The 25,153-nt window shown below is 63.5% G+C and carries 30 protein-coding genes; 8 read left to right on the forward strand and 22 right to left on the reverse strand.

Annotation, left to right across the window (positions count from 1 at the left end):
- Positions 1 to 2,934 (forward strand): RNA polymerase-associated protein RapA, encoded by a 2,934-nt coding sequence (gene rapA, locus C7446_RS15055; protein WP_121173943.1) that lies wholly within the window; start codon positions 1 to 3, stop codon positions 2,932 to 2,934.
- A gap of 12 nt (positions 2,935 to 2,946) precedes the next feature.
- Here rapA and C7446_RS15060 read toward each other — a convergent pair whose 3' ends face one another.
- Positions 2,947 to 3,849 (reverse strand): TIGR01777 family oxidoreductase, encoded by a 903-nt coding sequence (locus tag C7446_RS15060; protein WP_121173944.1) that lies wholly within the window; start codon positions 3,847 to 3,849, stop codon positions 2,947 to 2,949.
- A gap of 341 nt (positions 3,850 to 4,190) precedes the next feature.
- Here C7446_RS15060 and C7446_RS15065 point away from each other — a divergent pair, with 341 nt between their 5' ends.
- The 6 genes from C7446_RS15065 (at position 4,191) to fabB (ending at position 10,506) form a co-directional block, all read left to right on the forward strand.
- Positions 4,191 to 5,222: a protein kinase family protein gene (locus C7446_RS15065; protein WP_121173945.1), complete on the forward strand. Its 1,032-nt coding sequence runs from the start codon at positions 4,191 to 4,193 to the stop codon at positions 5,220 to 5,222.
- A 375-nt stretch (positions 5,223 to 5,597) separates the two neighbouring features.
- Entirely contained in the window at positions 5,598 to 5,999 is a 402-nt protein-coding gene (locus tag C7446_RS15070) for a sirohydrochlorin chelatase (protein ID WP_121173946.1), read from the forward strand.
- Positions 6,000 to 6,166: 167 nt separating this feature from the next.
- The gene (locus C7446_RS15075; RefSeq protein WP_121173947.1) at positions 6,167 to 7,108 is read left to right on the forward strand and encodes a MerR family transcriptional regulator; all 942 of its coding nucleotides are present in this window, start codon (positions 6,167 to 6,169) and stop codon (positions 7,106 to 7,108) included.
- A gap of 66 nt (positions 7,109 to 7,174) precedes the next feature.
- Complete coding sequence (gene phrB, locus C7446_RS15080) at positions 7,175 to 8,599, forward strand: deoxyribodipyrimidine photo-lyase (protein ID WP_121173948.1); 1,425 nt, start codon at positions 7,175 to 7,177, stop codon at positions 8,597 to 8,599.
- 160 nt (positions 8,600 to 8,759) lie between these two features.
- On the forward strand, positions 8,760 to 9,275 hold the full coding sequence (gene fabA, locus C7446_RS15085) for a 3-hydroxyacyl-[acyl-carrier-protein] dehydratase FabA (protein ID WP_121173949.1): 516 nt from the start codon (positions 8,760 to 8,762) through the stop codon (positions 9,273 to 9,275).
- A gap of 13 nt (positions 9,276 to 9,288) precedes the next feature.
- On the forward strand, positions 9,289 to 10,506 hold the full coding sequence (fabB, locus tag C7446_RS15090) for a beta-ketoacyl-ACP synthase I (RefSeq protein WP_121173950.1): 1,218 nt from the start codon (positions 9,289 to 9,291) through the stop codon (positions 10,504 to 10,506).
- A gap of 47 nt (positions 10,507 to 10,553) precedes the next feature.
- Here the strand turns inward: fabB and C7446_RS15095 are convergent, their stop codons facing one another.
- The 3 genes from C7446_RS15095 to ssb form a co-directional block, all read right to left on the reverse strand.
- Positions 10,554 to 11,312 carry a lysophospholipid acyltransferase family protein gene (locus tag C7446_RS15095; RefSeq protein ID WP_121173951.1) on the reverse strand — a complete coding sequence of 253 codons (759 nt, stop codon included), beginning with the start codon at positions 11,310 to 11,312 and terminating at the stop codon, positions 10,554 to 10,556.
- Complete coding sequence (locus C7446_RS15100) at positions 11,309 to 12,187, reverse strand: sugar nucleotide-binding protein (RefSeq protein ID WP_121173952.1); 879 nt, start codon at positions 12,185 to 12,187, stop codon at positions 11,309 to 11,311. The genes C7446_RS15095 and C7446_RS15100 overlap by 4 nt, the downstream gene beginning before the upstream one ends.
- A 350-nt stretch (positions 12,188 to 12,537) precedes the next feature.
- Entirely contained in the window at positions 12,538 to 13,092 is a 555-nt protein-coding gene (ssb, locus tag C7446_RS15105) for a single-stranded DNA-binding protein (protein ID WP_121173953.1), read from the reverse strand.
- 291 nt (positions 13,093 to 13,383) lie between these two features.
- Between ssb and uvrA the strand changes: the two genes are divergently transcribed.
- Positions 13,384 to 16,215: an excinuclease ABC subunit UvrA gene (uvrA, locus tag C7446_RS15110; RefSeq protein WP_121173954.1), complete on the forward strand. Its 2,832-nt coding sequence runs from the start codon at positions 13,384 to 13,386 to the stop codon at positions 16,213 to 16,215.
- Positions 16,216 to 16,314: 99 nt separating this feature from the next.
- On the opposite strand, the gene rplQ is transcribed toward uvrA, so the two are convergent.
- The 18 genes from rplQ to rpsQ all read right to left on the reverse strand — a co-directional run bounded on the left by rplQ (position 16,315) and on the right by rpsQ (position 25,153).
- On the reverse strand, positions 16,315 to 16,701 hold the full coding sequence (gene rplQ, locus C7446_RS15115) for a 50S ribosomal protein L17 (RefSeq protein WP_121173955.1): 387 nt from the start codon (positions 16,699 to 16,701) through the stop codon (positions 16,315 to 16,317).
- Between the two features lie 40 nt (positions 16,702 to 16,741).
- Positions 16,742 to 17,740 carry a DNA-directed RNA polymerase subunit alpha gene (locus C7446_RS15120; protein ID WP_121173956.1) on the reverse strand — a complete coding sequence of 333 codons (999 nt, stop codon included), beginning with the start codon at positions 17,738 to 17,740 and terminating at the stop codon, positions 16,742 to 16,744.
- A 50-nt stretch (positions 17,741 to 17,790) separates the two neighbouring features.
- Positions 17,791 to 18,411 carry a 30S ribosomal protein S4 gene (gene rpsD, locus C7446_RS15125; RefSeq protein WP_121173957.1) on the reverse strand — a complete coding sequence of 207 codons (621 nt, stop codon included), beginning with the start codon at positions 18,409 to 18,411 and terminating at the stop codon, positions 17,791 to 17,793.
- 12 nt (positions 18,412 to 18,423) lie between these two features.
- Positions 18,424 to 18,810 (reverse strand): 30S ribosomal protein S11, encoded by a 387-nt coding sequence (gene rpsK / locus C7446_RS15130; RefSeq protein ID WP_009723883.1) that lies wholly within the window; start codon positions 18,808 to 18,810, stop codon positions 18,424 to 18,426.
- Between the two features lie 37 nt (positions 18,811 to 18,847).
- On the reverse strand, positions 18,848 to 19,204 hold the full coding sequence (gene rpsM / locus C7446_RS15135; protein ID WP_121173958.1) for a 30S ribosomal protein S13: 357 nt from the start codon (positions 19,202 to 19,204) through the stop codon (positions 18,848 to 18,850).
- A gap of 125 nt (positions 19,205 to 19,329) precedes the next feature.
- Positions 19,330 to 19,443 (reverse strand): 50S ribosomal protein L36, encoded by a 114-nt coding sequence (gene rpmJ / locus C7446_RS15140; protein WP_121173959.1) that lies wholly within the window; start codon positions 19,441 to 19,443, stop codon positions 19,330 to 19,332.
- Between the two features lie 25 nt (positions 19,444 to 19,468).
- A complete protein-coding gene (secY, locus tag C7446_RS15145; RefSeq protein ID WP_121173960.1) occupies positions 19,469 to 20,803 on the reverse strand; it encodes a preprotein translocase subunit SecY in 1,335 nt (444 codons plus the stop codon).
- On the reverse strand, positions 20,804 to 21,238 hold the full coding sequence (gene rplO, locus C7446_RS15150) for a 50S ribosomal protein L15 (RefSeq protein WP_121174003.1): 435 nt from the start codon (positions 21,236 to 21,238) through the stop codon (positions 20,804 to 20,806).
- Between the two features lie 2 nt (positions 21,239 to 21,240).
- Positions 21,241 to 21,429: a 50S ribosomal protein L30 gene (gene rpmD, locus C7446_RS15155; protein ID WP_121173961.1), complete on the reverse strand. Its 189-nt coding sequence runs from the start codon at positions 21,427 to 21,429 to the stop codon at positions 21,241 to 21,243.
- A 5-nt stretch (positions 21,430 to 21,434) separates the two neighbouring features.
- On the reverse strand, positions 21,435 to 21,938 hold the full coding sequence (rpsE, locus tag C7446_RS15160; RefSeq protein ID WP_121173962.1) for a 30S ribosomal protein S5: 504 nt from the start codon (positions 21,936 to 21,938) through the stop codon (positions 21,435 to 21,437).
- Between the two features lie 11 nt (positions 21,939 to 21,949).
- Positions 21,950 to 22,300, reverse strand: coding sequence for a 50S ribosomal protein L18 (gene rplR, locus C7446_RS15165; RefSeq protein ID WP_121173963.1), 351 nt, complete (start codon positions 22,298 to 22,300; stop codon positions 21,950 to 21,952).
- 9 nt (positions 22,301 to 22,309) lie between these two features.
- Positions 22,310 to 22,840 carry a 50S ribosomal protein L6 gene (gene rplF / locus C7446_RS15170; protein ID WP_121173964.1) on the reverse strand — a complete coding sequence of 177 codons (531 nt, stop codon included), beginning with the start codon at positions 22,838 to 22,840 and terminating at the stop codon, positions 22,310 to 22,312.
- A gap of 9 nt (positions 22,841 to 22,849) precedes the next feature.
- A complete protein-coding gene (rpsH, locus tag C7446_RS15175; protein WP_121173965.1) occupies positions 22,850 to 23,242 on the reverse strand; it encodes a 30S ribosomal protein S8 in 393 nt (130 codons plus the stop codon).
- Positions 23,243 to 23,262: 20 nt separating this feature from the next.
- Complete coding sequence (gene rpsN / locus C7446_RS15180) at positions 23,263 to 23,568, reverse strand: 30S ribosomal protein S14 (RefSeq protein WP_121173966.1); 306 nt, start codon at positions 23,566 to 23,568, stop codon at positions 23,263 to 23,265.
- A gap of 10 nt (positions 23,569 to 23,578) precedes the next feature.
- Entirely contained in the window at positions 23,579 to 24,118 is a 540-nt protein-coding gene (gene rplE, locus C7446_RS15185) for a 50S ribosomal protein L5 (RefSeq protein WP_121173967.1), read from the reverse strand.
- Between the two features lie 18 nt (positions 24,119 to 24,136).
- Positions 24,137 to 24,454, reverse strand: a complete 318-nt coding sequence (gene rplX / locus C7446_RS15190; RefSeq protein ID WP_121173968.1) for a 50S ribosomal protein L24 — start codon at positions 24,452 to 24,454, stop codon at positions 24,137 to 24,139.
- A gap of 16 nt (positions 24,455 to 24,470) precedes the next feature.
- A complete protein-coding gene (gene rplN, locus C7446_RS15195) occupies positions 24,471 to 24,842 on the reverse strand; it encodes a 50S ribosomal protein L14 (RefSeq protein ID WP_070977984.1) in 372 nt (123 codons plus the stop codon).
- A gap of 50 nt (positions 24,843 to 24,892) precedes the next feature.
- Positions 24,893 to 25,153, reverse strand: a complete 261-nt coding sequence (gene rpsQ, locus C7446_RS15200; RefSeq protein WP_121173969.1) for a 30S ribosomal protein S17 — start codon at positions 25,151 to 25,153, stop codon at positions 24,893 to 24,895.

Raw genomic sequence — 25,153 nt, forward strand, 5'->3', positions numbered from 1 at the left:
ATGAGCGATTTCATCCCCGGTCAGCGCTTCATCAGTGATGGCGAGGCCGACCTCGGGCTGGGTACCGTGCTCAACAGTGACCCGCGCAGCGTCACTGTGCTGTTCGCCGGTGGCGAGCAGACCCGTACCTACAGCGTTCGCCAGGCGCCCCTTACCCGGGTGGTCTTCGGCAGTGGTGACCGCATCGAGACCGATGACGGCGAGACCCTCACCGTCTCCCATGTCGAAGAGCAGCGCGGCATGCTGATCTACCACGGCGAGACCCGGCAGGGGGAAGCACGTCAGCTGCCGGAATCACGCATCAGCGACCGGATGCAGTTCCATCAGGCCCGCGACCGGCTGCTGACCGGCCAGCTCGAGCGCAATGATGCCTTCAACCTGCGCTACCGCAGTCTCCAGCACCTGCAGCGCATCGAGCGTCATCCGGCCTTCGGGCTCTCCGGGCCGCGGGTCGATCTCATCGGTCACCAGCTGTATATCGCCGATGAAGTCAGCCATCGACGGCTGCCCCGCGTGCTGCTGGCCGACGAGGTCGGGCTGGGCAAGACCATCGAGGCCGGCCTGATCCTGCACCGGCTGCTGCTGACCGGCCGTGTCCGTCGCGCCCTGGTGCTGGTCCCCGAAAGCCTGACCCACCAGTGGCTGGTGGAGCTGCTGCGCCGCTTTTCACTCGAGGTCACCCTGCTCGACGAGGCGCAGAGCCGCGAACTGGACAGCGACAGCAACCCGTTCGAAAGCGGCCAGATCGTGCTCGCCAGTCAGCAGTGGCTGTTTGCCGACGAGCAGCGCCGCCAGCAGGCCGGCGCCGCCGACTGGGAACTGCTGATCGTCGATGAGGCCCAGCACCTGCAGTGGTCACCCGAGAGCGGTGGTGACACCGGCTACGAATGTGTCGCCGAACTGGCCGCGGCCATTACCGGTGTGCTGCTGCTGACGGCCACACCCGAACAGTCCGGCGCCCTGAGCCACTTTGCCCAGCTGCGCCTGCTCGACCCGCAGCGCTATCACGATCTTGACACCTTCCGGGAGGAGCAGCACGGTCATGCTGCCATCGCCGAGGCCGTGGAAGCCGTCGCCCGCCTGCCCGAGCGCGAGGCGCGCGCCACCATCGAGCAGGCAGCCGGCGACGACAGCGAGCTGCATGAGCTGCTGGAACGCTTCGCTGACGCATCGCAGGACGAACACCCCGAACTGCAACGCCAGCTGCGCCGGATCCTGCTCGACCGCTATGGCGTCGGTCGGGTGATGTTCCGCAACAGCCGCCAGCATGTCGGCGGCTTTCCCGAGCGCCGGCTGCATGTCGCGACGCTCGAGCTGCCCCAGGCCTATCGCCGCACCCTGCGCCGTGTCGAGCGCGACGAGGACCATCTCGATGAACTGCTGCTCGATACCGGGCTCGACCATCCCGATGTCCTGCTCTATCCCGAGCTGACGTTCGAGGCCCTGCGTCACGACGAGAGCGGCGAGGCCTGGTGGCGCTTCGATCCGCGCCTTGACTGGCTGCGCAGCTGGCTCAAGCAGCATCCCGGCGAAAAGGCGCTGGTGCTGTGTCACCACGCCGATACCGCGCTGGAACTGGCCGCCGGACTGCAGGTACTCAGCGGCCTGCACGTGCCGGTCTTCCACGAGCAGATGAGCATCATCGAGCGCGATCGTGCCGCAGCCGCCTTTGCCGACGCCGATCGCGAGGATGGCAGTCCGCTGCTGATCTGCTCCGAGATCGGCTCGGAAGGGCGCAACTTCCAGTTCTGCCACCACCTCATCCTGTTCGATCTGCCGCCGCACCCCGATCAGCTCGAACAGCGCATCGGCCGGCTGGATCGCATCGGCCAGCATCACCCGATCGATATCCACGTGCCCACCCTGGCCGGCTCCCCCGGCGAGGCCCTGCTGATGTGGTATCGCGATGCACTGGATGCCTTCACCCGCCCCCATGGCCTGGGCAGCCATGTGTTCGAACAGCACGGCGATACCCTGTTCGATGCGCTGCTCGATCGCGATGCGCTGACGGCACTCATCGCAGAGAGCCGGGAGCTGCTCGAGCGCACGGCGCGCGAACGCGAGGCCGGCCGTGATCGCCTGCTCGCCCATGGTGCCAATGACGAGCAACACGCCGAGCGGATGATCGAGGCGGTGCGCGAGCTCGACGAGGACGAACGCCTCGATCGCTGGCTCGACCAGGCGCTCGAGGTCTTCGGCATCGAATCGCGGGAGCTCGATGGCGGACTGCGCTATCTTCACCCCGGACCGCACATGCTGGAAGGCATGCCGGGCCTGATTCGCGGCGAGGAGGGGTTCAGCGCCACCCGCTCACGCGAGCAGGCGCTCGCCCGGGACGATGTCCAGCGGCTCTCCTGGGAGCATCCGCTGGTCCGCGAGATGCTGTTCCGCGCCACCGAAGGCTCACTCGGCAACGCGGCGCTGGCGCTGCTCGAGCACTCCGCCATTCCGGCCGGCCGGATCATGATCGAAGCCATCTTCCGCACCCGTACCAGTGAAGCCCACCATCTGCATCCGGCGCGCTTTCTGCCGCCCACCACGGTCCGGGTCCTGCTGGACGAGTCCGGTCAGGAGCTCTCCGACAAGGTGTCCTTCGGCGGCCTGGCAAAGAGCCTGCGCAACATCAAGAAGGCGGCGGCCCGGGATCTGATTCGTGAGCGTCACGAGCTGCTGCGTCAGCTGCTCGATCAGGCCGAAGGCATTGCCGGGGCCCGTCTGACGCCGATTCTCGAGGCTGCCGAAGGCGACATGCGCCACAGCCTCGACAGCGAACTCGAACGCCTGCGTACGCTGTCCCGGCGCAACCCCGATGTTCCCGCGGCCGAACTCGACGCGCTGGTGGCGGAGCGGGGCAACCTGGCCGCAGCCATTGCCGGGACGCGGCTGCAGCTCGATGCGGTACGCGTCATCGTGACCGTCGAACCGCGCCGCTGAGCCCGCTCTCCTTCAACGGCGGCGCTGGACGATCGCTGCCAGCGCCTGGTCCAGCTCCGGATAGCGGAAGGTAAACCCGGCCGCTTCCAGCCGGGCCGGCACCATGCGCGCCCCGGTCAGCAGCAGCCGGGACATCTCCCCCAGCGCCAGCTCGATCACGCCGGCCGGTACAGTAAACAGGGCCGGCCGGTCGAGCCGGTCTGCCAGGGTACGGGTAAAGGTCTCGTTGGTCACCGGCTGGGGCGCGCCGGCATTGAAGGCACCGGCAAGATCCTCGCGGGTGAGCAGGAAATCGATCGCCCGCACCAGGTCCTCTCGGTGAATCCACGGCATGTACTGGGTGCCATCGCCGACCTTGCCGCCGAAACCGAACCGGAACATCGGCAGCATCGGCTTGAGCATGCCGCCATCGCGATCCAGTACCAGTCCGATTCGGGCAATGGCGACCCGCACGCCGTGCGCTTCCAGCCGGCGCGCCTCATCCTCCCAGGTTCGGCAGAGCCGGTGGGCGAACTCATCGTGCGGCTCGGTCTCCTCCGTGACCTCACGCTCCCCCTGGTCGCCGTAATACCCCATGGCGGAAGCCGAGATCAGCACCTTCGGTGGTGTGGCCAGGCGCTGGCAGAGCTCATCGAGCGCACGGGTGGTTTCGACCCGGGAGTCGATCAGCCGCTGTTTCTGCTCCTCGCTCCAGCGCTTGTCGAAAATCGGCTCGCCCGCCAGATTGATCATGGCATCGATGGTGTCGTGCTCGAACGCCAGGGCACTGTCATGCGCCGTGACCGGCACGCCGATGGTGCCCGCAGCCTCGCGGGGGTGACGGCTGATCACCAGCAGTTCGTGGGACTGCTCATGCAGATGCCGACACAGGGCCTGGCCGACGAACCCGGTTGCCCCGGTAATCAGAATGCGCATGCTGTGCCCTCCGTAGCAGGAATGCCGGAATAAACGCTCTTCGCAGAGAGGCGTAGTGCCTTGCCCCGAGTCTAGGCAGTCATGCGCGTGGCAGCGAATGCCGGTACGGCCATCGCAATTTTGCCCCCGACCGGGCCCACGTCCCCTCGCTCTCACCGCTCCGACGCCGGTACAGCGGTACTACAGCCTCCCGCCACCGCGCCGATATGACTCGGCAGCCGGCATCGCTTAAGAAAACATTAAAGGCTATAATAGCCGGCAAATCATTACCCGGCTAACAAGGTCCCTCGAGAGCCGCTTTCCGGCCGAGCAGAGACGCCACTTCCGCGAGCAGCCCAACGATGATCGATCATGACACTCTGACCGGCCGGCACTCATTCCGGCCCCGATTTCTGAAGACCCTCTTTTCGGGCCCCTTCGTCTTTTCCGATTCCGGCTGGCAGTGGTGGCTCCACGGCAGCGAAGCCGAAGCGGCGGCGCGCCTGATGGATAGCCAGCAGCAGGGCACCAGCCCGGCACGGCTGGTCATGCTCAGGGACCACAAGGGCCGCAGGGCCTTTCGACTCGATCTCGAGCCGATGCCCTGTTTTGCCAAGGAGGTCACCATGACGTCACTGAGAACGCGGCTGGGCGCCCTGCTGGGCAGAAGCAATGTGCTGCTGCGCTACGATCATGGTACGGCCGAAACCCGCCACAACCTGTTTCTCGACAGCCATACCTCCAGTGGCGTCAGAACCCTGGCGCTGGGTGAGCACGTGCGCCACGGACTGCCGGACCGCCAGATCCTGATTCATGAATATCTCAGTGGCTGGCAGCCGCTCGGTGAAGTCTGGCGGGCAACCGATCGGGACGATGACCGGCAGCAGCTCGCCGCACGACTCGAAGACCTGCTGGGCGAGCTGTACAGCCACCGCATCTGCCATCTCGATCTCAATGCGGGGCACATCATGGTACCCGAGGACAGGTCGCTCCCCATGCGGGTAATCGACTGCGGCCGGATGTGTACGTCGGTCAGGAATCCGCTGATCGCCACCGCACTGCATGTCGGCAAGCTGATGCGCGATCTCGGCGCTCCAGAGATCCCGGAACGCCATGCCCAGGCCCGCAACATGCTTCGCCGCATCGCCGGCGCTGCCGCCGACGCGCCGCGCGCCCAGCAGGTCCTGCTGCTGGCCTGCCGCTACCGGATCAGCAAGCGGCTCAACAAGCGTCGGCTGATCATGAACGCCTCGCAAAAGGCGATCGATCTGGCGACCTTCGAAGCCCGGCTGCTGACCGATCCCAGAAACCGCCCACCGGCTCCCTCAGCACTTCAGGGCGCACTGCCCGGACCGGGAGCCGAGAAGTTCGAGCAGGCGTGTCCTATCGAATGAGGCGCCCTGCCCGGACCACCGGCATCGACCGTCTCGGCATCAACCGTCTCGGCAGCGGGCCTGCCCGGCCAGCGGCACTGAATTGCCGACTCGTGGCATGAGTTCATGATCACGCCGCGCCAGGCAAGGGCTGTACAGGGCCTGGTCGCCGGACATTGCCCCCCTCGGCCGCGCGTCGCGGGCCATCGCCCATGACGCCGGGGACCGTAACCGTTATCATCGACTGCCTGGAGCAGAAGCGGTCGCTGTCACGAACTCTTCGATGTACAGGATCGGGCCAGGCGCCCCCTGTTGTCGGAGTACGGGCTACTGCTCGCCCGGCGCCCTTTCAATTGCCATGCTGCCAGGGTCATGTTCCGGCCCGGGAGAGTATACGTGAACAAAGCCCTGATACTACTTGCCCACGGCTCCACCGATCCGCGCTGGCAGGCCCCCTTTCAGACCATGGAGGAGCGGGTACGTGCCCGCATGAGCATGCCGGTGCGGCTGGCCAACATGGAGCTCTGTGACCCCCTGCTGGAGGATGTCGTGGCCTCCCTGATCCGGGAGGGGCACCAGCACATCGACATCCTGCCACTGTTCTTTGCTGCCGGCCGCCATCTGCGCGAGGATGTGCCGGCCCAGCTGGACGCCCTGCGCGAGGCCCACCCGTCGGTCACCCTCGATCTGCTCGATCCGGTGGGACAGCATCCGGCCTTCATTGAAGCCGTCATTCATATCGTGGAAGCACGCGATGCCGACCCGGCACTTGTACAAAACCGCTCCCATGTACAATAATCCCTGATAAGTGGATACACGGGATGCCCGGTACGGTTGGCATTCACTTACGGCTTGTGAAGCACGGATGATACCCTCAAGCCAAATGTCACATTGATTTTCGTTCTGATACAGAAATTTCCTTCTCTACAGGGGCTGTACAGAAGCGAAGGAGGTCTGGTCACGCCATGACAGAGAACCTGAGCGAAAGCGCTGGTGGTCCCCTGTACCCGATTCGCGAGGTCTCACGGCTGACCGGCGTCAACTCCGTCACCCTGCGTGCCTGGGAGCGACGCTACGGTCTGATTCAGCCCCGTCGTACTCCCAAGGGGCACCGGCTCTATGCCCGTGAGGATATCGAGCGGGTCGAGCGCATCCTGCAGTGGCTCAATCGCGGCGTGCCGGTCAGCCAGGTCAGCGAACTGCTGGATCGCAGTGCCAGCAGCACGGCCCCGCCGCCCAGGGAGAGCGTCGGCCATGTGGAAGCCGACTGGCAGAGTCAGTGCCAGGAAGCCGTGGTGGCGGTCGAAACCTTCGATGTATCCCGTCTGGACACCCTGTTCACCCGCAGCATGGGGCTTTATCCGGTCAATACGGCCATCTCGCAGCTGTGGCGGCCGGTGGTCGAGCAGCTGGAAACCCGCTGGCACAACGCACCCGATGGCTGCGCCCAGCGGCACTTCTTCGAGTCCTTCCTGCGTACCCGGCTGGGCCTGCGGCTCTACCACGGCAATCTCGAGCACAATGAGCCGCGGCTGTTGATGAGCCGGCTGCCCGATGATCCCAGCCTGCTCTGGCTGCTGCTGCTGGCCTTCACGGCCAGTACCGGCGGCTTCAACATCACCTTCTTCGATGCCCCGATACCGCTGGAGCAGCTGCCCATGACGGCCCGGCGCATCAATGCCCAGGCGGTGCTGCTGGCCGGCGGCACGACCGATCGCACCGGCGAGACGCGCAGCGCCCTGTGCGATCTGCGCGCCCAGCTCGATGCGCCGCTGTGCATCTGTGGGCCCTTTGCCCGCGACAGCGAGCAGGACTGCAGCACCCATGGCCTGCTGGCACTGGACGATGATCCGGCCCAGGCGGTGACCCAGCTGCGCACCCTGATCAACCACCCGACGGCCGACTGAAGGCCGCCGGCCGGCCAGGGCGCAGGGACGCGCCCGGCCGGCAACCCCACCCGCACGGAGCATCCCTTGGCTTCACGTCAACTGGTCTGGTTTCGCACCGACCTTCGCACCATCGATCATACGGCCCTCTCTCATGCCGCCGAACGGGGGCCGGTCATCGGTGTGGTCGTGCGAACGCTGCAACAGTGGCGTGAACACGGCCATGGCGCCAACAAGCTCGATTTCTGGCAGCGCGGCATTGCAGCACTCTCCGAGGAACTCACGGCACTGCGCATTCCGCTGAAGATCCTGGATATCGACACCTTCGAACGCACGCCCGACGCCCTGCTCGAGCTGACCCGTGACCTGGCGTGCGAGGCGCTGCACTTCAACGACGAATACGGGCTCAACGAGCAGAACCGCGATCGCCGGGTACATGCCACCCTGTCGGAAGCCGACATTGCCGTGCATCGCTATACCGATCAGGTGATCTTTACCCCGGGCACCCTGAAGACCGGCAGCGGGGACTACTACTCGGTCTTCACCCCCTTTCTGAAGGCCTGGCTCAAGCAGGTCGGCGCCGATCAGCTGGCACAGCACGATGCCCCGTCGCGTCAGGCGCCCATGGCCGGCATCGCCACCGATCCGCTTCCGCCACTACCGGCAGGGGAGCAGGCCGGACAGGCGTTCCATGAGCTCTGGCCGGCCGGCGAGGAGGCCGCAGCCGACCGGCTGGCTCGCTTCCTTGATCGCCGGGTGCGGCACTATCAGGACCAGCGGGACTTTCCGGAAGAGACCGCCACCAGCGAACTCTCCCCCTACATTGCCCTGGGCATGATCTCACCGCGGCAGTGCCTCAATGCTGCCGCGGCCCGCAATCATGGCCATCTGGGGGATGGCGATCGCAACCTGACCGGGTGGATCAGTGAACTGGTATGGCGTGAATTCTATCAGCATCTTCTGGTGGGCTATCCGCGCCTGAGCCGCGGCGAGCCCTTCAAGCTCGAGACCCGCCAGCTGGCCTGGCGGGACAGCGAAGAGGACTTTGCTGCCTGGTGCGAGGGCCGCACCGGCTATCCGCTGGTGGATGCCGCCATGAAGCAGCTGGTCACCCGTGGCTGGATGCACAACCGGCTGCGCATGGTCACCGCAATGTTCCTGACCAAGCACCTGCTGATCCACTGGCACCGTGGCGAGCAGTTCTTCCTGCAGCATCTGGTCGATGGCGAGCTGGGTTCCAACAATGGCGGCTGGCAGTGGGCGGCCTCGACCGGCACCGATGCCGCGCCCTATTTTCGCATCTTCAATCCCACCACCCAGGCGCAACGCTTCGACCCCGACGGCGCATTCATTGCCCGCTACCTGCCCGAACTGGCCGAACTGGCGCCACGCGCCCGCCACGAGCCGAACAGTCAGCAGCGCCGGGATACCGGCTATCCCGCTCCCATCGTCGATCACCGGGCAGCCCGCCAGCGGGCACTCGAGGCCTTCGCCCCCGCCGACAATGGCTGAATGCGGGCTGACCCGGAGGCACAATCCATCGTCAGGCACCTGCCGGATGTGACACAATGCCTCCCCTGTTGGTACCCGTGGCGTGCATTCGGTCATGCCTGCCAGTACACTGGAGCGCGCCCGACACAGGCCCAATTCCAATGATTTCCGGAAAGAATCAGTGACGAAGCAACACTCCTTTACCCATGAGCAGCTGCTGCAGTGCAGCCGTGGCGAACTTTTCGGCCCCGGCAATGCCCAGCTGCCGGCACCGAACATGCTGATGCTCGATCGCATCACACATATCCATGAAGAGGGTGGTCGATACGGCAAGGGCGAGTTGATCGCTGAACTGGACATTCATCCGGATCTCTGGTTTTTTAAGTGCCACTTCCCGGGAGACCCGGTCATGCCGGGCTGTCTGGGGCTGGATGCCATGTGGCAGCTGGTCGGCTTTCACCTGGGCTGGCTCGGCAATCCCGGCAAGGGACGAGCGCTGGGCTGTGGCGAGGTCAAGTTTTTCGGTCAGATCCTGCCCGATGCCCGCAAGGTGACCTATCACATCCACATGAAACGTGTGATCACCCGCCGGCTCATCCTGGGGATTGCCGATGGCACCCTGTCCGTGGATGACCGGGAGATCTATCAGGCCAACGATCTGCGTGTCGGCCTGTTCACTTCCACAGCGAACTTCTGATCGGGAGGCTCCCATGCGACGAGTGGTAGTCACCGGCCTGGGCATCGTCTCCTGCCTGGGCAATGACCAGCATCAGGTCCTGACGTCTCTCAGGGAGGGGCGCTCCGGGATCCGCTTTCGTGAAGACTATGTCGAACGCGGCATGCGCAGCCACGTGGCCGGCACGGTGGACATCGATCTCGATGCGCTGGTGGATCGCAAGCAGCGTCGCTTCATGGGCGACGCCGCCGCCTACGCCCATGTCTCCATGCAGCAGGCCATCGAGGATGCCGGCCTCGAACCGAACGAGATCTCCAGTCCTCGTACCGGGCTGATCGCCGGTTCCGGGGGCGCCTCCTCGGCCAACCAGGTCGAGGCTGCCGATATCCTGCGCGAGAAGGGGCTACGCCGGGTCGGACCCTATCGGGTCACCCGGACCATGGGCAGCACGGTATCGGCCTGTCTGGCCACGCCGTTTGCCATCAAGGGGGTCAACTATTCGATCTCCTCGGCCTGTGCCACTTCGGCGCACTGCATCGGCGCGGCCATGGAGCAGATCCAGCTCGGCAAGCAGGACATCGTCTTTGCCGGTGGCGGCGAGGAGGAGCACTGGACCATGTCCAGCCTGTTCGATGCCATGGGCGCCCTCTCGACCGGTTTCAACGATGACCCCGAGCGCGCCTCACGCCCCTATGACACCCATCGCGACGGCTTCGTGATCGCGGGTGGCGGCGCCATGCTGGTAATCGAGGAGCTCGAGCATGCCCGCGCCCGGGGGGCGAAGATCTACGCCGAACTGATCGGCTACGGCGCCAACTCGGACGGCCATGACATGGTCGCACCTTCCGGCGAGGGCGGGGCGCGCTGCATGCGTCAGGCGCTCGCCAGCGTGCAGGCGCCGATCGACTATATCAACACCCACGGCACCTCGACCTCGGTGGGCGACATCAGCGAGCTTCGCGGTCTGCGCGAGGTCTTCGGGGACAGCGTACCACCGCTCTCCTCGACCAAGTCGCTGACCGGGCACTCGCTGGGGGCCACCGGCGCCCAGGAAGCCATCTACACGCTGCTGATGATGCAGCACGGCTTCATCTCCGCCTCGGCCAACCTCGACGAGCTCGATCCCGCTGCCGAGGGCTTCGATATCGTGCGCCAGCGGCGCGACGACGTCACCCTCAACCGGGCGCTCTCCAACAGCTTCGGCTTCGGTGGCACCAATGCCTGCCTGGTCTTCAGCCGCCTGATCGACTGAAGCCATTGTCGCGCCGGGCACAGTGCCCGGCGCCTTCGATTCGCGGATCAGCCGAGCGTGCCGGCCTGCGATTCATCCGGCTGCGCCGGACGCGGCACTTCCGAGATTCGCGTCAGCTCTCCCTCGACGAAGCGTTCCACCTCCGCCAGCACCTCGTTGGGTCGTCGTCCCTCGGTTTCGATGACCGGGCCGATGACCATTGTCAGCTGCCCCGGCGATTTTGCCAGCCGCTTTCCGGGCCAGCGCTCGCCGGCGTTGTGGGCCACCGGCACGATCGGTGCCCCCACCCGACAGGCCACGTGGATGCCGCTCTTCTTGAAGGAGCGACGGTGGCCGGGCGGCACCCGGGTACCTTCGGGAAAGATCAGTACCGACATGCCGGCCTTCAGCCGCTCGGCGCCCTCCGTCAGCACCTGGCGCACCGCCTGGGAAGGGTTGGTCCGATCCAGCGGAATCGGCCAGATCAGTCGCAGTGACCAGCCGAACACGGGAATTTTGAGCAGCTCCTTCTTGAAGACGGTGCACATCGGCGGCTTGATCAGCTGCAGATAAAGGGTTTCCCACTCGCTCTGATGATTGGAGAGCACCACGCAGGGACGCTCGGGAAGATGCTCGAGCCCCTCGATACGGTAGCGCACGCCACAGCAGAGACCGAACCAGAAGATGATGAACCGGTTGTACTGATTGAGCACCCGAAAGCGATGCCGAAGCGGCAGACAGGCCGCTACCGGCACCAGCGTGAATGCCGACACCACGATGGCCAGCAGATACCCGGTATAGAACAGCAGACTACGCAACAGCTTCATGACCGGGCCTCCCCGCCCCCGTGATGTTCGGTGCACCAGAGTTCGAGCATGCGATCGATTTCCACCCGCCAGGGCTTCTGATGGATACCGAAGGTCTCCAGCGCCCGGCGGCAGTTGAGGATGCGCCTGAGCGGCTCATCGTGATGGTGATGCAGGGGGAGCACCTGGCCGGGCTCGATGGCCACCGACAGGCCGTGCAGGCGGGTCTCGAGCTGATGGCGGACTACCGACAGAAAGGTAAAGGGGCTGACCGGCTCAACGCCGGCGAAATGATACGCCCCCCAGGCTCGGGCACCATGCTGCTGCTGCAGCAGCATGCCGATCAGGGCCATGGCCAGCGCATCCACCGAAGCAGGACAGATGATGCCATCCTCGGCAGCACGCAGCGTCTCGCCCCGCTCCAGCGCCGTCAGTACTTCCGCCAGCCAGGCATCGCGCCCGGTCAGCCCGAACAGGGGACCGATCCGCAGGATGAAATGCTCCGGCAGCCGTGCCCGGATCATGTCCCCGATCGCCACCATGCGCCGCAGTGCCTCGTCATACGGCGCCGGAATGGCGCTCTCTTCGATCGGTCGGGCGCTGCCCTGCTCGAAGATCTGATCGCTGACGCACCAGAGCAGCGGGACCCCGGTCGCCAGACAGCTCTCGAGCACCGTCTCCACGGCAGCGGCATGACTCAGCACCAGCCCGGGATCAACGTCTGCAGGCCGGCCCAGCGGCGGAATCAGTACCATGTCGGGACGCTCGTGCGCGAGGGTGTCCACACTCACCGAGGCGTCCTGCAGGGCAGTCAGTTCGATATCGCCGCGTGACTGACAGAGTCCACCCAGCGCATGTCCCAGGCAGTGCTCGGCATCGAGAAGAAGTAGCTTCATGTCATTCGATCTGAGTGCTTCGGAGTGGGGCTGTCGAAACGTGTGGCAGCATGATGGCGGACAGGATGAGTGCGCATCGCACCGGGCGCCCACTCTACAGAAAATCAGCCCGCGGGGCATCCGTTGCGCCCTGCCATCACGCGACCGAACCTGCCGCGGGAAACGGGCACCCGGCCACCTTCGCAACCGGCTGGCGCCCGGGGTAGCCGCCCCTTGCTGCTGCCACACCACCGCAGATCATGCCCGCCCCGGCAGGTGGGCCCGGTTCAGATGGCCGGCCGCCGCCGGCACGAAAAACCCCGCCGGACGGGGTTTCGGGGCATGCTTAGCGCATGGCAGCAGGATCGATGCTAGAACGGTATTTCGTCATCGAAATCATCAAAGCTGCCCGGATTGGGGGCTCCCTGCCCCTGGCCGGAACCACCCTGACCGCCGCGCTGGCCACCGTCGTTCTGCTGACCACCACCATAGCTGCCCTGCTGGCCACTGCCCTGCTGGCCGCCACCGTAGTTGCCACCCTGCTGGCCACCATAGCCGCCCCCGCCGGAGAAGTTGCCGCCATCACCCCCGCGGGTGTCGAGCATCTGCATGTCATTGGCGACGATCTCGGTGGTATAGCGATCCTGACCGTCCTGGCCCTGCCACTTGCGCGTCTGCAGACGGCCCTCGACATAGATGCGCGAGCCCTTCTTGACATACTGCTGGGCAATCTCGGCCAGCTTGTTGAACATCACGACACTGTGCCATTCGGTGCGCTCCTGGCGCTGGCCGCTCTGCCGATCCGTCCAGCTGTCGGTGGTGGCCAGACGCAAGTTGCACACCGGGTTACCGGAGGGCAGATAACGGACTTCCGGATCCTGTCCCAGGTTGCCGATCAGAATGACCTTGTTCACCCCTCGGGCCATGTTTCTCTCCTCTGTCGTGCGGCGCAGGACGCCTGTATGAGCTGTCTGTCAGGGCAAGCCGCCTTGACAGGATCAGGTACTATATACTGTATGGATATTCACTGTCTTGATCGGCGATGAGTGGCCACGCCGCGGCGGGTCGCTCGGAGCGATGTAAAAAGCGCTTTCGGCATCACTCGCGCCACTGGACTATTCTACCGACCCGGCACCACGCCGGGAAAGGCGGTTGTCTTTGCGGCGGGCTCCGGCCACCGCCTATAGTATGCTATTGAGCCTGGTGACGAGGTAGGTATGGATCGCATTTCGGTGCGCGGGGCGCGTACCCACAATCTGAAGAACATCGACGTTGAACTCCCTCGTGACAGGCTGATCGTGGTCACCGGCCTGTCGGGCTCCGGCAAGTCCTCGCTGGCTTTCGACACGCTGTATGCCGAAGGCCAGCGGCGTTATGTGGAATCGCTGTCGACCTATGCACGTCAGTTCCTGTCGATGATGGAAAAGCCCGACATGGACCACATCGAGGGGCTCTCGCCGGCCATCTCCATCGAGCAGAAGTCGACCTCGCACAACCCGCGCTCGACCGTCGGCACCATTACCGAGATTCACGACTATCTGCGCCTGCTGTTCGCGCGCGCCGGGACGCCGCGCTGCCCCGATCACGAAACCGATCTCGAGGCCCAGACGGTATCGCAGATGGTGGACCAGACCCTGGCGCTGGAAGAGGGCACCCGGGTCATGCTGCTGGCACCGGTCATCAGGGGGCGCAAGGGCGAGCATCAGCAGCTGCTCACCGAGCTGCGCGCCCAGGGGTTCGTGCGCGTCCACATTGATGGCACCACCTTCGAATTCGACGAGCTGCCGACGCTGGACAAGAATCGCAAGCACGACATCAGTGTGGTGGTCGATCGCCTGCGTATCCGCGATGACCTGCAGCAGCGCCTGGCCGAATCCTTCGAGACCGCGCTGAACCTCGCTGACGGCGCCGCCATCCTGCATTTCATGGATGGCGACCGGGACGAGCTGGTATTCTCCTCACGCTTCTCCTGCCCGGTCTGCGGCTACTCGATCTCCGAGCTCGAGCCGCGCATGTTCTCATTCAACAACCCCGCCGGCGCCTGCCCCAGCTGCGACGGCCTGGGGGTGCTGCAGTATTTCGATCCGGACAAGCTGATCCGTCAGCAGGAGCTCTCCCTCGCCGAGGGCGTGATCAAGGGCTGGGACCGTCGCAGCATCTACTATTTCAATCAGCTCGAAGCCGTCGCGGCCCACTTCAGATTCGAACTGGAAACGCCCTGGCAACAGCTGCCACAGCGCGCCCGGGACGTGGTGCTGCACGGCAGCGGCCGCGAATCGATCGCCTTCAGCTACGTCAATGATCGCGGCCGCAAGGTCACCCGCGAGCATCCCTTCGAGGGGGTGCTGCCCAACATGGAACGGCGCTACCGCGAAACGGATTCCAATACGGTGCGTGACGATCTGGCGCGACTGCTTTCGGTGCGCGCCTGCCCTACCTGTCACGGCAGCCGCCTGCGGCGCGAGTCGCGCCATGTCTTCGTGACCGGCACCTCGCTGCCGGAGGTGGCCGGCATGCCGATCGGCGATGCCAGGGAGTTCTTCAACCGGCTGGAGATCCCCGGCCGCAAGGGCGAGATCGCCAACCGCATCCTTCACGAAATCAGCAGCCGGCTGGAGTTTCTGGTCAATGTCGGCCTGGACTATCTGACGCTGGAGCGCAGTGCCGACACCCTCTCCGGCGGCGAGGCGCAGCGCATCCGCCTGGCCAGCCAGATCGGCGCCGGTCTGGTGGGCGTCATGTACATCCTCGATGAACCCTCGATCGGGCTGCACCAGCGGGACAACGACCGGCTGCTGCAGACCCTTACCCGGCTGCGCGACCTCGGTAACACGGTGATCGTGGTCGAGCACGACGAGGAAGCCATTCGCTCGGCCGATCACGTGCTCGATATCGGCCCCGGCGCCGGCGTTCACGGCGGGCATATCGTCGCCCAGGGCACTCCGGACGAGATCGAACGCAACGAGGACTCCCTGACCGGTCGCTATCTGGCCGGCAACAGGCGGATCGAGATCCCTGCCGAGCGCACGCCGGTCAGCGAGGAGCGCCAGGTCCACCTGAGCGGAGCCAGTGGTCACAATCTCGCCGATGTCGATCTGACCCTGCCGCTGGGGCTGTTCGTCTGTGTGACCGGCGTGTCCGGCTCCGGCAAGTCCACCCTGATCAACTCGACGCTGATGCCGGTGGCTGCCCGCGAGCTCAACAACGCCACCAGTCTGACGCCGGCGCCCTACAGGGAGATCCGGGGGCTCAATCATCTCGACAAGATCATCGATATCGATCAGAGCCCGATCGGCCGTACGCCACGCTCGAACCCGGCCACCTACACCGGCATCTTCACTCCGATCCGCGAGCTCTTCGCCGGTACCGAAGAGGCCCGCGCGCGGGGCTACAAGCCGGGACGGTTCTCCTTCAACGTCAAGGGCGGACGCTGTGAAGCCTGCCAGGGCGAAGGCCTGATCAAGGTCGAGATGCACTTTCTGCCGGACATCTACGTACCCTGCGATGTCTGTGGCGGCAAGCGCTACAACCGTGAAACCCTCGAGGTGAACTACAAGGGGCACAACATTCACGAGGTGCTGGAGATGACCGTCGAGGAAGCGCTCGACTTCTTCTCACCGATACCGGCCATTGCCCGCCGTCTGCAGACCCTGATGGACGTGGGGCTCTCCTACGTTCGCCTCGGCCAGAGCGCGACCACCCTCTCCGGTGGCGAGGCGCAGCGCGTCAAGCTTGCGCGCGAACTGGCCAAGCGTGATACCGGACGCACGCTCTACATTCTCGATGAACCGACGACCGGGCTGCACTTCGAGGACATCAATCAGCTGCTGTCGGTTCTCCACCGGCTGCGTGATCACGGCAACACCATCGTGGTCATCGAACACAACCTCGACGTCATCAAGACCGCGGACTGGCTGATCGATCTGGGGCCGGAGGGCGGCGCTGGCGGCGGGCGCATCATCGCCGAGGGCACCCCCGAACAGGTAGCGGAATTCGAGCACTCCCACACCGGCCGCTTTCTCAGGCCCCTGTTCGAACGCGGCTACTGAGCGGCGGGATCACCAACGACAAGAGGCCGACCCCGAAGGGTCGGCCTCTTTCATTACCTGTCACCTGTCGTATCCGGCGTCAGGAAGTGGAGCGGCGGCTTAGTCGTCGCCGCTGGCCTCTTCCAGAACCGGACGATCGACCAGCTCGACATAGGCCATGGGCGCATTGTCACCGGCACGGAAGCCGCACTTCAGTACGCGGACATAGCCGCCCGGGCGCTCGCTGTAACGCGGACCCAGCTCGTTGAAGAGCTTGCCCACGGTAGCGTCGTTGCGCGTCCGACTGAAGGCCAGCCGGCGATTGGCCACACTGTCGTTCTTGGACAGGGTGATCAGCGGCTCGATGTAGCGCCGCAGCTCCTTGGCCTTGGGCAGAGTGGTCTTGATCATTTCGTGCTCGACCAGCGACACGCACATGTTGCGGAACATGGCGTGGCGGTGCGAACTGGTACGACTCAGATGACGACCGCTTTTACGATGACGCATGGTTGTGATTCCTTACAGATCCTGGACTCGAGTCACCCGTTCAGGCGGAAGCCTTGTCGTCCTTCAGACTCGCCGGCGGCCAGTTCTCCAGCCGCATGCCGAGCGACAGCCCGCGAGCCTCGAGCACGTCCTTGATCTCGTTCAGGGACTTCTTGCCAAGGTTGGGCGTCTTCAGCAGTTCCACTTCGGTGCGCTGAATCAGATCACCGATATAGTAGATGTTTTCGGCCTTCAGACAATTGGCGCTGCGTACGGTCAGCTCGAGATCGTCGACGGGCCGAAGCAGAATCGGATCGATCTGATCCTCCTCTTCCTCGACCTCCTGCTCCTTGTCGGCTTCGAGATCGACAAAGGCGGCAAGCTGCTCCTGGAGAATGGTGGCACTGCGACGGATCGCCTCTTCGGGATCCAGCGTGCCATCGGTTTCCAGATCGATCACCAGCTTGTCGAGGTCGGTACGCTGTTCGACACGCGCCGCCTCGACGGCATAGGAGACACGGCGCACCGGGCTGTAAGAGGCATCGAGCTGAAGCCGACCGATTGCCCGGGTCTCGTCATCCTGCTGGGCGCGAACGTCGGCCGGCTCGTAGCCCCGACCACGCATCAGCCGCAGCTGCATCTTGAGCTCACTGCCATCGTTGAGATGGGCGATGACATGCTCGGGATTGACGATCTCGACGTCGTGATCGACGGCAATGTCACCGGCCGTCATCACGCCCGGCCCCTGCTTGCTCAGCGTCAGCACCACGTCATCACGGCCGTGCATGCGTGCTGCCACACCCTTGAGATTGAGCAGGATCTCGATGACGTCTTCCTGCACGCCCTCGATCGCGCTGTACTCGTGAAGAACACCTTCGATCTCGGCTTCCGTCACGGCGCAACCGGGCATCGACGACAGCAGGATGCGACGCAGCGCATTGCCCAGCGTATGACCGAAACCGCGCTCGAACGGCTCAAGCACGATTCGCGCGTGATTGGCGTTGACTTCCTCGACCTTGATATCGCGCGGCCGGAGAAACTCTGTTACTGAACGCTGCATATGAATACCTATCGGGCTGCCAAACGGATACTCGAAGTCACGCTTGCGGGTTACTTGGAGTACAGCTCGACAATCAGGTTTTCGTTGATGTCGGCAGACAGGTCGCCACGCTCGGGCAGAGCCTTGAAGGTACCCGTCATCTTGCTGGTGTCGACATCGATCCAGGTCACGTCGCCGCGATTGCCGGCCAGCGACAGCGCCTGCTGGATACGAGTCTGGTTCTTCGCCTTGTCACGCACGGAGATCTCGTCGCCGGGCCGCACCTTGTAGGACGGCACATTGACAGTACGACCGTTGACGGCGATGGCCTTGTGGCTCACCAGCTGACGTGCCTCGGCACGCGTGGAGCCAAAGCCCATGCGATAGACGACGTTGTCCAGACGGGTTTCGAGCAGCTGCAGCAGCACTTCACCGGTAGCGCCCTTCTGACGGGCAGCTTCCCGGTAGTAGTTGCGAAACTGCTTCTCGAGTACGCCGTAGTAGCGACGAACCTTCTGCTTTTCACGCAGCTGAGTACCGTATTCGGAAAGACGCTGACGGCGCTGACCATGTTGACCCGGGGGGGTTTCGGACTTGCACTTCTTCTCGAATGGGGTCACACCGCTCTTGAGGAAGAGATCGGTGCCCTCGCGACGAGAGAGCTTGCAACTCGGACCAGTATAACGTGCCATGAATCCGTCTCCTTAAACGCGGCGCTTTTTCGGCGGACGGCACCCATTATGGGGAATGGGCGTTGCGTCGGTGATGCTTTGCACTCGGAAACCGGCGGCATTCAATGCGCGCACGGCGGACTCACGACCGGGCCCCGGGCCCTTGACCAGCACGTCGACGTTTTTCACACCATACTCGGCTGCAGCAGTCGCTGCACGTTCGCTTGCCACTTGAGCAGCGAACGGGGTGCTCTTGCGAGAACCACGAAAACCCGAACCACCGGCAGTGGCCCATGAGAGGGCGTTGCCCTGGCGGTCTGTGATCGTCACGATCGTATTGTTAAAAGAGGCATGGATGTGGGCAACCGCATCCACTACCTGCTTTTTAACCTTTTTACGGTTACTGCGCGGGTTAGCCATGTTTGATGTTCCTGAATCCTAAACGCCGGACATGCGTTTACTTGCGAATCGGTTTACGCGGTCCCTTGCGGGTACGCGCGTTCGTCTTCGTGCGCTGACCGCGCAACGGAAGACTGCGGCGATGGCGCAGACCCCGATAGCAACCCAGATCCATGAGACGCTTGATATTCAGCGTGATCTCACGGCGCAGGTCGCCTTCGACGGTATACTTGCCGACTTCGGTACGCACCTCATCGAGCTTTTCGGCGGAGAGTTCGCCGACTCGAGTGTTGGGTGCGATATCGAGCGCGGCACAGATTTCCAGTGCACGCGTCCGGCCGATACCGTAGATATAGGTCAGCGAGATCGCCGCGTGCTTGTTGTCCGGGATATTGACGCCTGCAATACGGGCCATCAGCTTTCTCCGACTTTGAGCGGCTTGCTCGGTTAATCAACTACAAAAGGCGCAATAGCATACCCCCTGACGCCGAGGCAATCAAGGGGCATGCCTGCAACCAGCCTGATCAGCGTTTCGGGCAATCAGCCCTGGCGCTGCTTGTGGCGCGGCTCGGTGCAAATGACCCGAATGGCGCCACCACGTCGAATGATCTTGCAGTTACGGCAGATCTTCTTGACGGAAGCACGAACTTTCATGGTTGTCTCCAGTAATGTTCCGGCATCAGCGCATCATGCCGCCGCTGCCGTAGCCCTTGAGGTTGGCCTTCTTCATGACCGATTCATACTGATGCGACATCAGATGCGACTGGACCTGGGACATGAAGTCCATGATGACCACCACCACGATCAGAAGGGAAGTACCACCGAAGTAGAACGGCACCTGCCAGGCCACCATCAGAAACTGCGGCATCAGCGATACCAGTGTGATATAGAGTGCGCCGAACAGGGTCAGGCGCGTCATCACCTTGTCAATGTAACGCGAGGTCTGCTCACCGGGGCGGATACCGGGCAGGAACGCCCCCGACTTCTTCAGGTTGTCGGCCACATCCTTGGGATTGAAGACCAGCGCCGTATAGAAGAAGCAGAAGAACACCACCGCCGCTGAAAACAGCAGGATATAGAGCGGCTGCCCCGGCCCGAGGGCCTGGGAAACCGTAGTCAACCACTCCATGCCGGATCCCTGGCCGAACCACTGACCGATCGATGCCGGAAACAGCAGGATGCTGGAGGCAAAGATCGGCGGAATGACCCCGGCCATGTTGACCTTCATCGGCAGATAGCTGCTCTGGCCCGCGTACATCTTGTTGCCGACCTGACGCCGCGGATAGTTGACCTTGATCCGCCGCTGACCGCGCTCGATGAACACCACGAAAGCCACGGTGGCAACGGCCAGCGCTGCCAGAGCCAGCAGCGGCAGCACGTTCCAGGCACCATTGTTGCGTGCCAGCTCGAACGACTGCCCCAGCGCACTCGGCAGTCCGGCAACGATACCGGCAAAGATGATCAGCGAAATACCGTTGCCGATCCCCTTTTCGGTGATCTGCTCGCCCAGCCACATCAGGAACACGGCGCCGGCCACGAACGTGACGACCGCTGTAAAGTAGAAGCTGAAATCAGCCTGGTAGGCGACCCCGTTGCTGACCAGCCCCACTGCCATACCGATCGACTGGATCAGAGCCAGTACCACGGTGCCGTAGCGCGTGTACTGATTGATCTTGCGTCGGCCGGCCTCGCCCTCCTTCTTCAGCTGCTCGAGCTGCGGCGAGACCACGGTCAGGAGCTGCATGATGATCGACGCGGAGATATAGGGCATGATGCCCAGCGCGAAAATGCTCATGCGCTGCAGGGCGCCACCCGAGAACATGTTGAACAGGCTCAGGATGGTGCCCTGGTTTTCCCTGAAAAGGGCAGCGAGCTGGTCAGGATCGATACCGGGCACCGGAATGTGGGCACCCAGGCGGTACACCACGATCGCGATGAAGACGAAGCGCAGGCGGGCCCAGAGTTCACTGAGTCCGCTCTGGGAGCCTGCCGGTACGTTTCCTGACTTGGCCATTTAGTCCTCGACCCTGCCGCCGGCCGCCTCGATGGCAGCCCGCGCGCCCCTGGTGACTTTCAGACCGCGTACGGTAATGGCCCGATCGAGCTCGCCGGCCAGCATGACGCGCGCATGGCGAGTGCCGTTGCGCAGGACATTGGCCTTCTTGAGGCTTTCCAGATCGGCGACATCCCCGTCGACCTTGGCCAGTTCGTAGAGGCGCACCTCTTCGGTAACCAGCGCCTTCTGCGAGGTAAAACCGAACTTGGGCAGACGACGCTGCAGCGGCATCTGACCGCCTTCGAAGCCGGGCCTAACCGAACCACCGCTGCGCGAGGTCTGACCCTTGTGACCGCGACCGGCCGTCTTGCCCAGCCCGGAACCGATGCCGCGACCGACCCGCTTGGCTGCGGGCTTCGATCCCGGCGCCGGACTGAGCGTATTGAGTTTCATCGTCATGATTGAGCTCCCTCGACGCGCACAAGGTAGTTCACCTTGTTGATCATGCCGCGAATGGCCGGGGTATCTTCCAGCTCAACGGTATGATTGATGCGACGCAGCCCCAGCCCACGCATGGTGGCCTTGTGCTTTTCGATGACACCAATGGTGCTGCGTACCTGAGTAATCCTGATCGTGGCAGACATGGCATTCACTCCGTAATCGCTTCAATGGGCAGGCCACGCTTGGCTGCCACATCACTGGGCGAACGCATCGATGCCAGCCCCTTCACGGTGGCACGCACCACATTGATCGGGTTGGTCGAACCATAACACTTCGCCAGCACGTCATGCACACCGGCCATTTCCAGTACCGAACGCATCGCACCACCGGCGATGATACCGGTACCCTCGGATGCCGGCTGCATGTAGACCTTGGAAGCACCATGGTTGGCATGCACCGGATACTGCAGGGTATGACCGCGCAGCTCGACCTTGACCATGTTGCGGTGGGCCTGATCCATCGCCTTCTGGATCGCGATCGGCACTTCACGCGCCTTGCCGCGACCGAAGCCGACCCGGCCATTGCCATCACCGACCACGGTCAGTGCGGTAAAGCCGAAGATGCGACCACCCTTGACTACCTTGGCGACGCGGTTGATCTGAACCAGTTTTTCCTGCAGATCGCCGCTGCCGCGCTGTTCATTATTCGCCATCGTAGACCCCTTTAGAATTGCAGACCGCCTTCACGCGCGGCGTCGGCCAGGGCCTTGACGCGACCGTGATAGCGATAGCCGGACCGGTCGAAGGCCACCTGGGTGATGCCGGCCTCCTTCGCCCGCTCGGCCAGCAGTGCGCCGACCCGGGCAGCGGCATCGGCATTGCCGGTGGCGTCGCTGCGCAGCGTCTTGTCGAGCGTCGAGGCACTGGCCAGCACCTGGCTGCCGTCGGCGGAAAAGATCTGAGCGTACATGTGACGCGGCGTACGATTGACGCTCAGACGATAGATGCCAAGCTCGCGGATCTTGGCGCGCGTGCGGCGGGCACGACGGAGACGAGCTTCTTTCTTCGCGTTCATAACCCTGCCTTATTTCTTCTTGGCTTCTTTACGCCGGATGCGCTCGTCGGCATACCGGACACCCTTGCCCTTGTAGGGCTCGGGCGGACGGAAGGCCCGGATTTCGGCCGCCACCTGACCCAGGCGCTGCTTGTCGATGCTCCTGAGCACAATCGTGGTGTTACGCGGCGTCTCCACCGAGACATCCTCCGGCACCTGATACTCGATCGGGTGCGAGAAGCCAAGCGTAAGGTTGAGTGTCTGACCACTGGCCTGGGCACGGTAGCCGACGCCGGTGATCTCGAGTGTCTTGCTGAAGCCTTCGGTGACGCCGAGCACCATGTTGTTGACCAGCGACCGGGTGGTGCCGGCCATCGCCCAGCCACGAGTACCTTCGCTGGGCGCAAAGGTGAGCATGTCGTCGTGCTGCTCGACCTTCACGTCACGGTGGACGTTCATCTCCAGCTGCCCCTGGCCGCCCTTGACGGTCAACCGGTCGCCTTCGAACGTGGCTTCCACGCCGCTGGGCAGCCTGATCGGATATCTTGCGATCCTGGACATCTCTGACTCCTAGAATACGGTGCAGATGACTTCACCGCCGACGCCGGCCTGCCGGGCTGCGCGATCGGTCATCACCCCGTTGGAGGTGGAAACGATCGCTATGCCAAGCCCTTCGGCCACCCGCGGAATCTCGGTCTTGCCCCTGTAAACGCGCAGGGACGGCCTCGAGACGCGCTGGATATGCTCGATGACCGGCTTGCCTTCGAAATACTTGAGCTCGATGGTCAGCTGGCGCTTGACGTCACCCTCGACGGCATAGTCAACGATGTAGCCCTCTTCCTTCAGTACCCGCGCAACGTCAACCTTGACCTTCGAGGAAGGCAGCGTCACCGACGCCTTGGTTGCCTGCTGCGCATTGCGGATACGGGTAAGCATATCCGCCAGAGTATCTTGCATGCTCATTGATGGCGCTCCTGACGCGATTACCAGCTGGACTTGGTCAAGCCCGGTACATCGCCGCGCATCGCTGCTTCACGCAGCTTGTTACGTGCAAGACCGAACTTGTTGTAGTAGCCGTGGGGACGGCCGGTGATCCGGCAGCGATTGCGCCGACGGACCGGGCTGGAATCGCGCGGCAGCTTCTGCAGCTGCATCTGCGCCTCGAAGCGATCCTCTTCCGATGTGTTTACATCGTGAATGATCGCCTTGAGCTCAGCACGACGGGCCGAGTACTTCTTGATCAGCTCGTCGCGCTTGAGTTCACGCTGGACCATGCTTTTCTTTGCCATGATTACACCTTTATTTCCGGAAGGGGAAGCTCAGCGCGCCGAGCAGCGCACGGCCTTCTTCATCGGTGCCGGCGGTCGTGGTGATCGTGATGTCCAGCCCGCGAATGCGATCGACCTTGTCGTACTCGATTTCCGGGAAGATGATCTGCTCGCGTACACCCATGGAGTAGTTGCCGCGGCCGTCGAAGGCGCGCGGATTGAGGCCACGGAAGTCGCGGATACGCGGGATGGCAACATTGACCAGACGGTCAAGAAAATCCCACATGCGATCACGACGCAGGGTCACCTTGAGTCCGATCGGCCAGCCTTCGCGAACCTTGAAGCCGGCAACTGACTTGCGTGCCGTGGTCACGATCGGCTTCTGCCCGGAGAGTTTCTCCAGATCGGACGCCGCGTTATCGATCAGCCTCTTGTCACTGGTCGCCTCGCCGATGCCCATGTTCAGCGTCACTTTCGTGATGCGCGGCACCTGCATTACGTTGGCATAGCCGAACTGCTCGTTGAGCGTGGCCTTTGCCTCGTCACTGTATTGCTGTTTCAAGTTCGCCATGTTGCTACTCGACTCGCGTTAGGCGTCGATCTGCTTCTGCGTCGACCTGTAGATACGGACCTTGGTACCGTCCTCCTTCACCTCGAAGCCGACACGATCCGCCCGCCCGGTCTCCGAGTTGAAGATGGCGACGTTGGATCCGTGAATCGGCGCCTCGCGCTCGACGATACCACCCTGATTTCCCGCCATCGGGTTGGGGCGGGTGTGACGCTTGATCATGTTCACACCCGAGACGACGAAACGGCCGTCCTGCAGCACCCGCTTGATGGTGCCACGCTTGCCCTTGTCCTTGCCGGCGATGACGATGACTTCATCGTCACGTTTGATCTTGCGCATGGTTCTGCCTCGCTCCTTACAGCACTTCGGGCGCCAGGGAGATGATCTTCATGAACTTCTCGTTACGAAGTTCACGCGTCACCGGCCCGAAGATACGCGTGCCAATCGGCTGTTCATTGGCGTTGTTCAACAGAACCGCCGCGTTGCCATCGAAGCGGATCAACGAACCATCCGGGCGGCGGACACCGCTGCGGGTACGCACCACAACGGCCTTGAGCACCTGGCCCTTCTTGACGCGGCCGCGCGGTATCGCTTCCTTGACCGTTACCTTGATGACGTCGCCTACACGCGCGTAGCGGCGGTGAGAGCCGCCCAGCACCTTGATGCACTGGACACGGCGTGCGCCGCTGTTGTCAGCGACGTCCAGCATTGTCTGTGTCTGAATCATCGGTTATCTCCGAACCTGAACTGATGCACGAGTCGGGCGTCTGCGGGCCTTCAGCCCTTCGCCTGCTCGACCACTTCAACCAGCTTCCAGGCCTTGTGTTTCGAAATCGGCCGGCACTCTTCGATCGAGACCATGTCACCGACGTGGGCCTGATTGGTTTCATCGTGAGCATGCAGTCGGGTGGAGCGCTTCATGATCTTGCCATAAAGCGGGTGCGGTTCCCGGCGCTCGATCAGCACAACGATGGATTTTTCCATCCGGTCGCTCACCACCCTGCCGGTGAGTCTACGGGTATTCTTTGCTTCGGCCAT

This window comes from Kushneria sinocarnis (genome assembly GCF_003633775.1).
Taxonomy (GTDB): Bacteria; Pseudomonadota; Gammaproteobacteria; order Pseudomonadales; family Halomonadaceae; genus Kushneria; species Kushneria sinocarnis.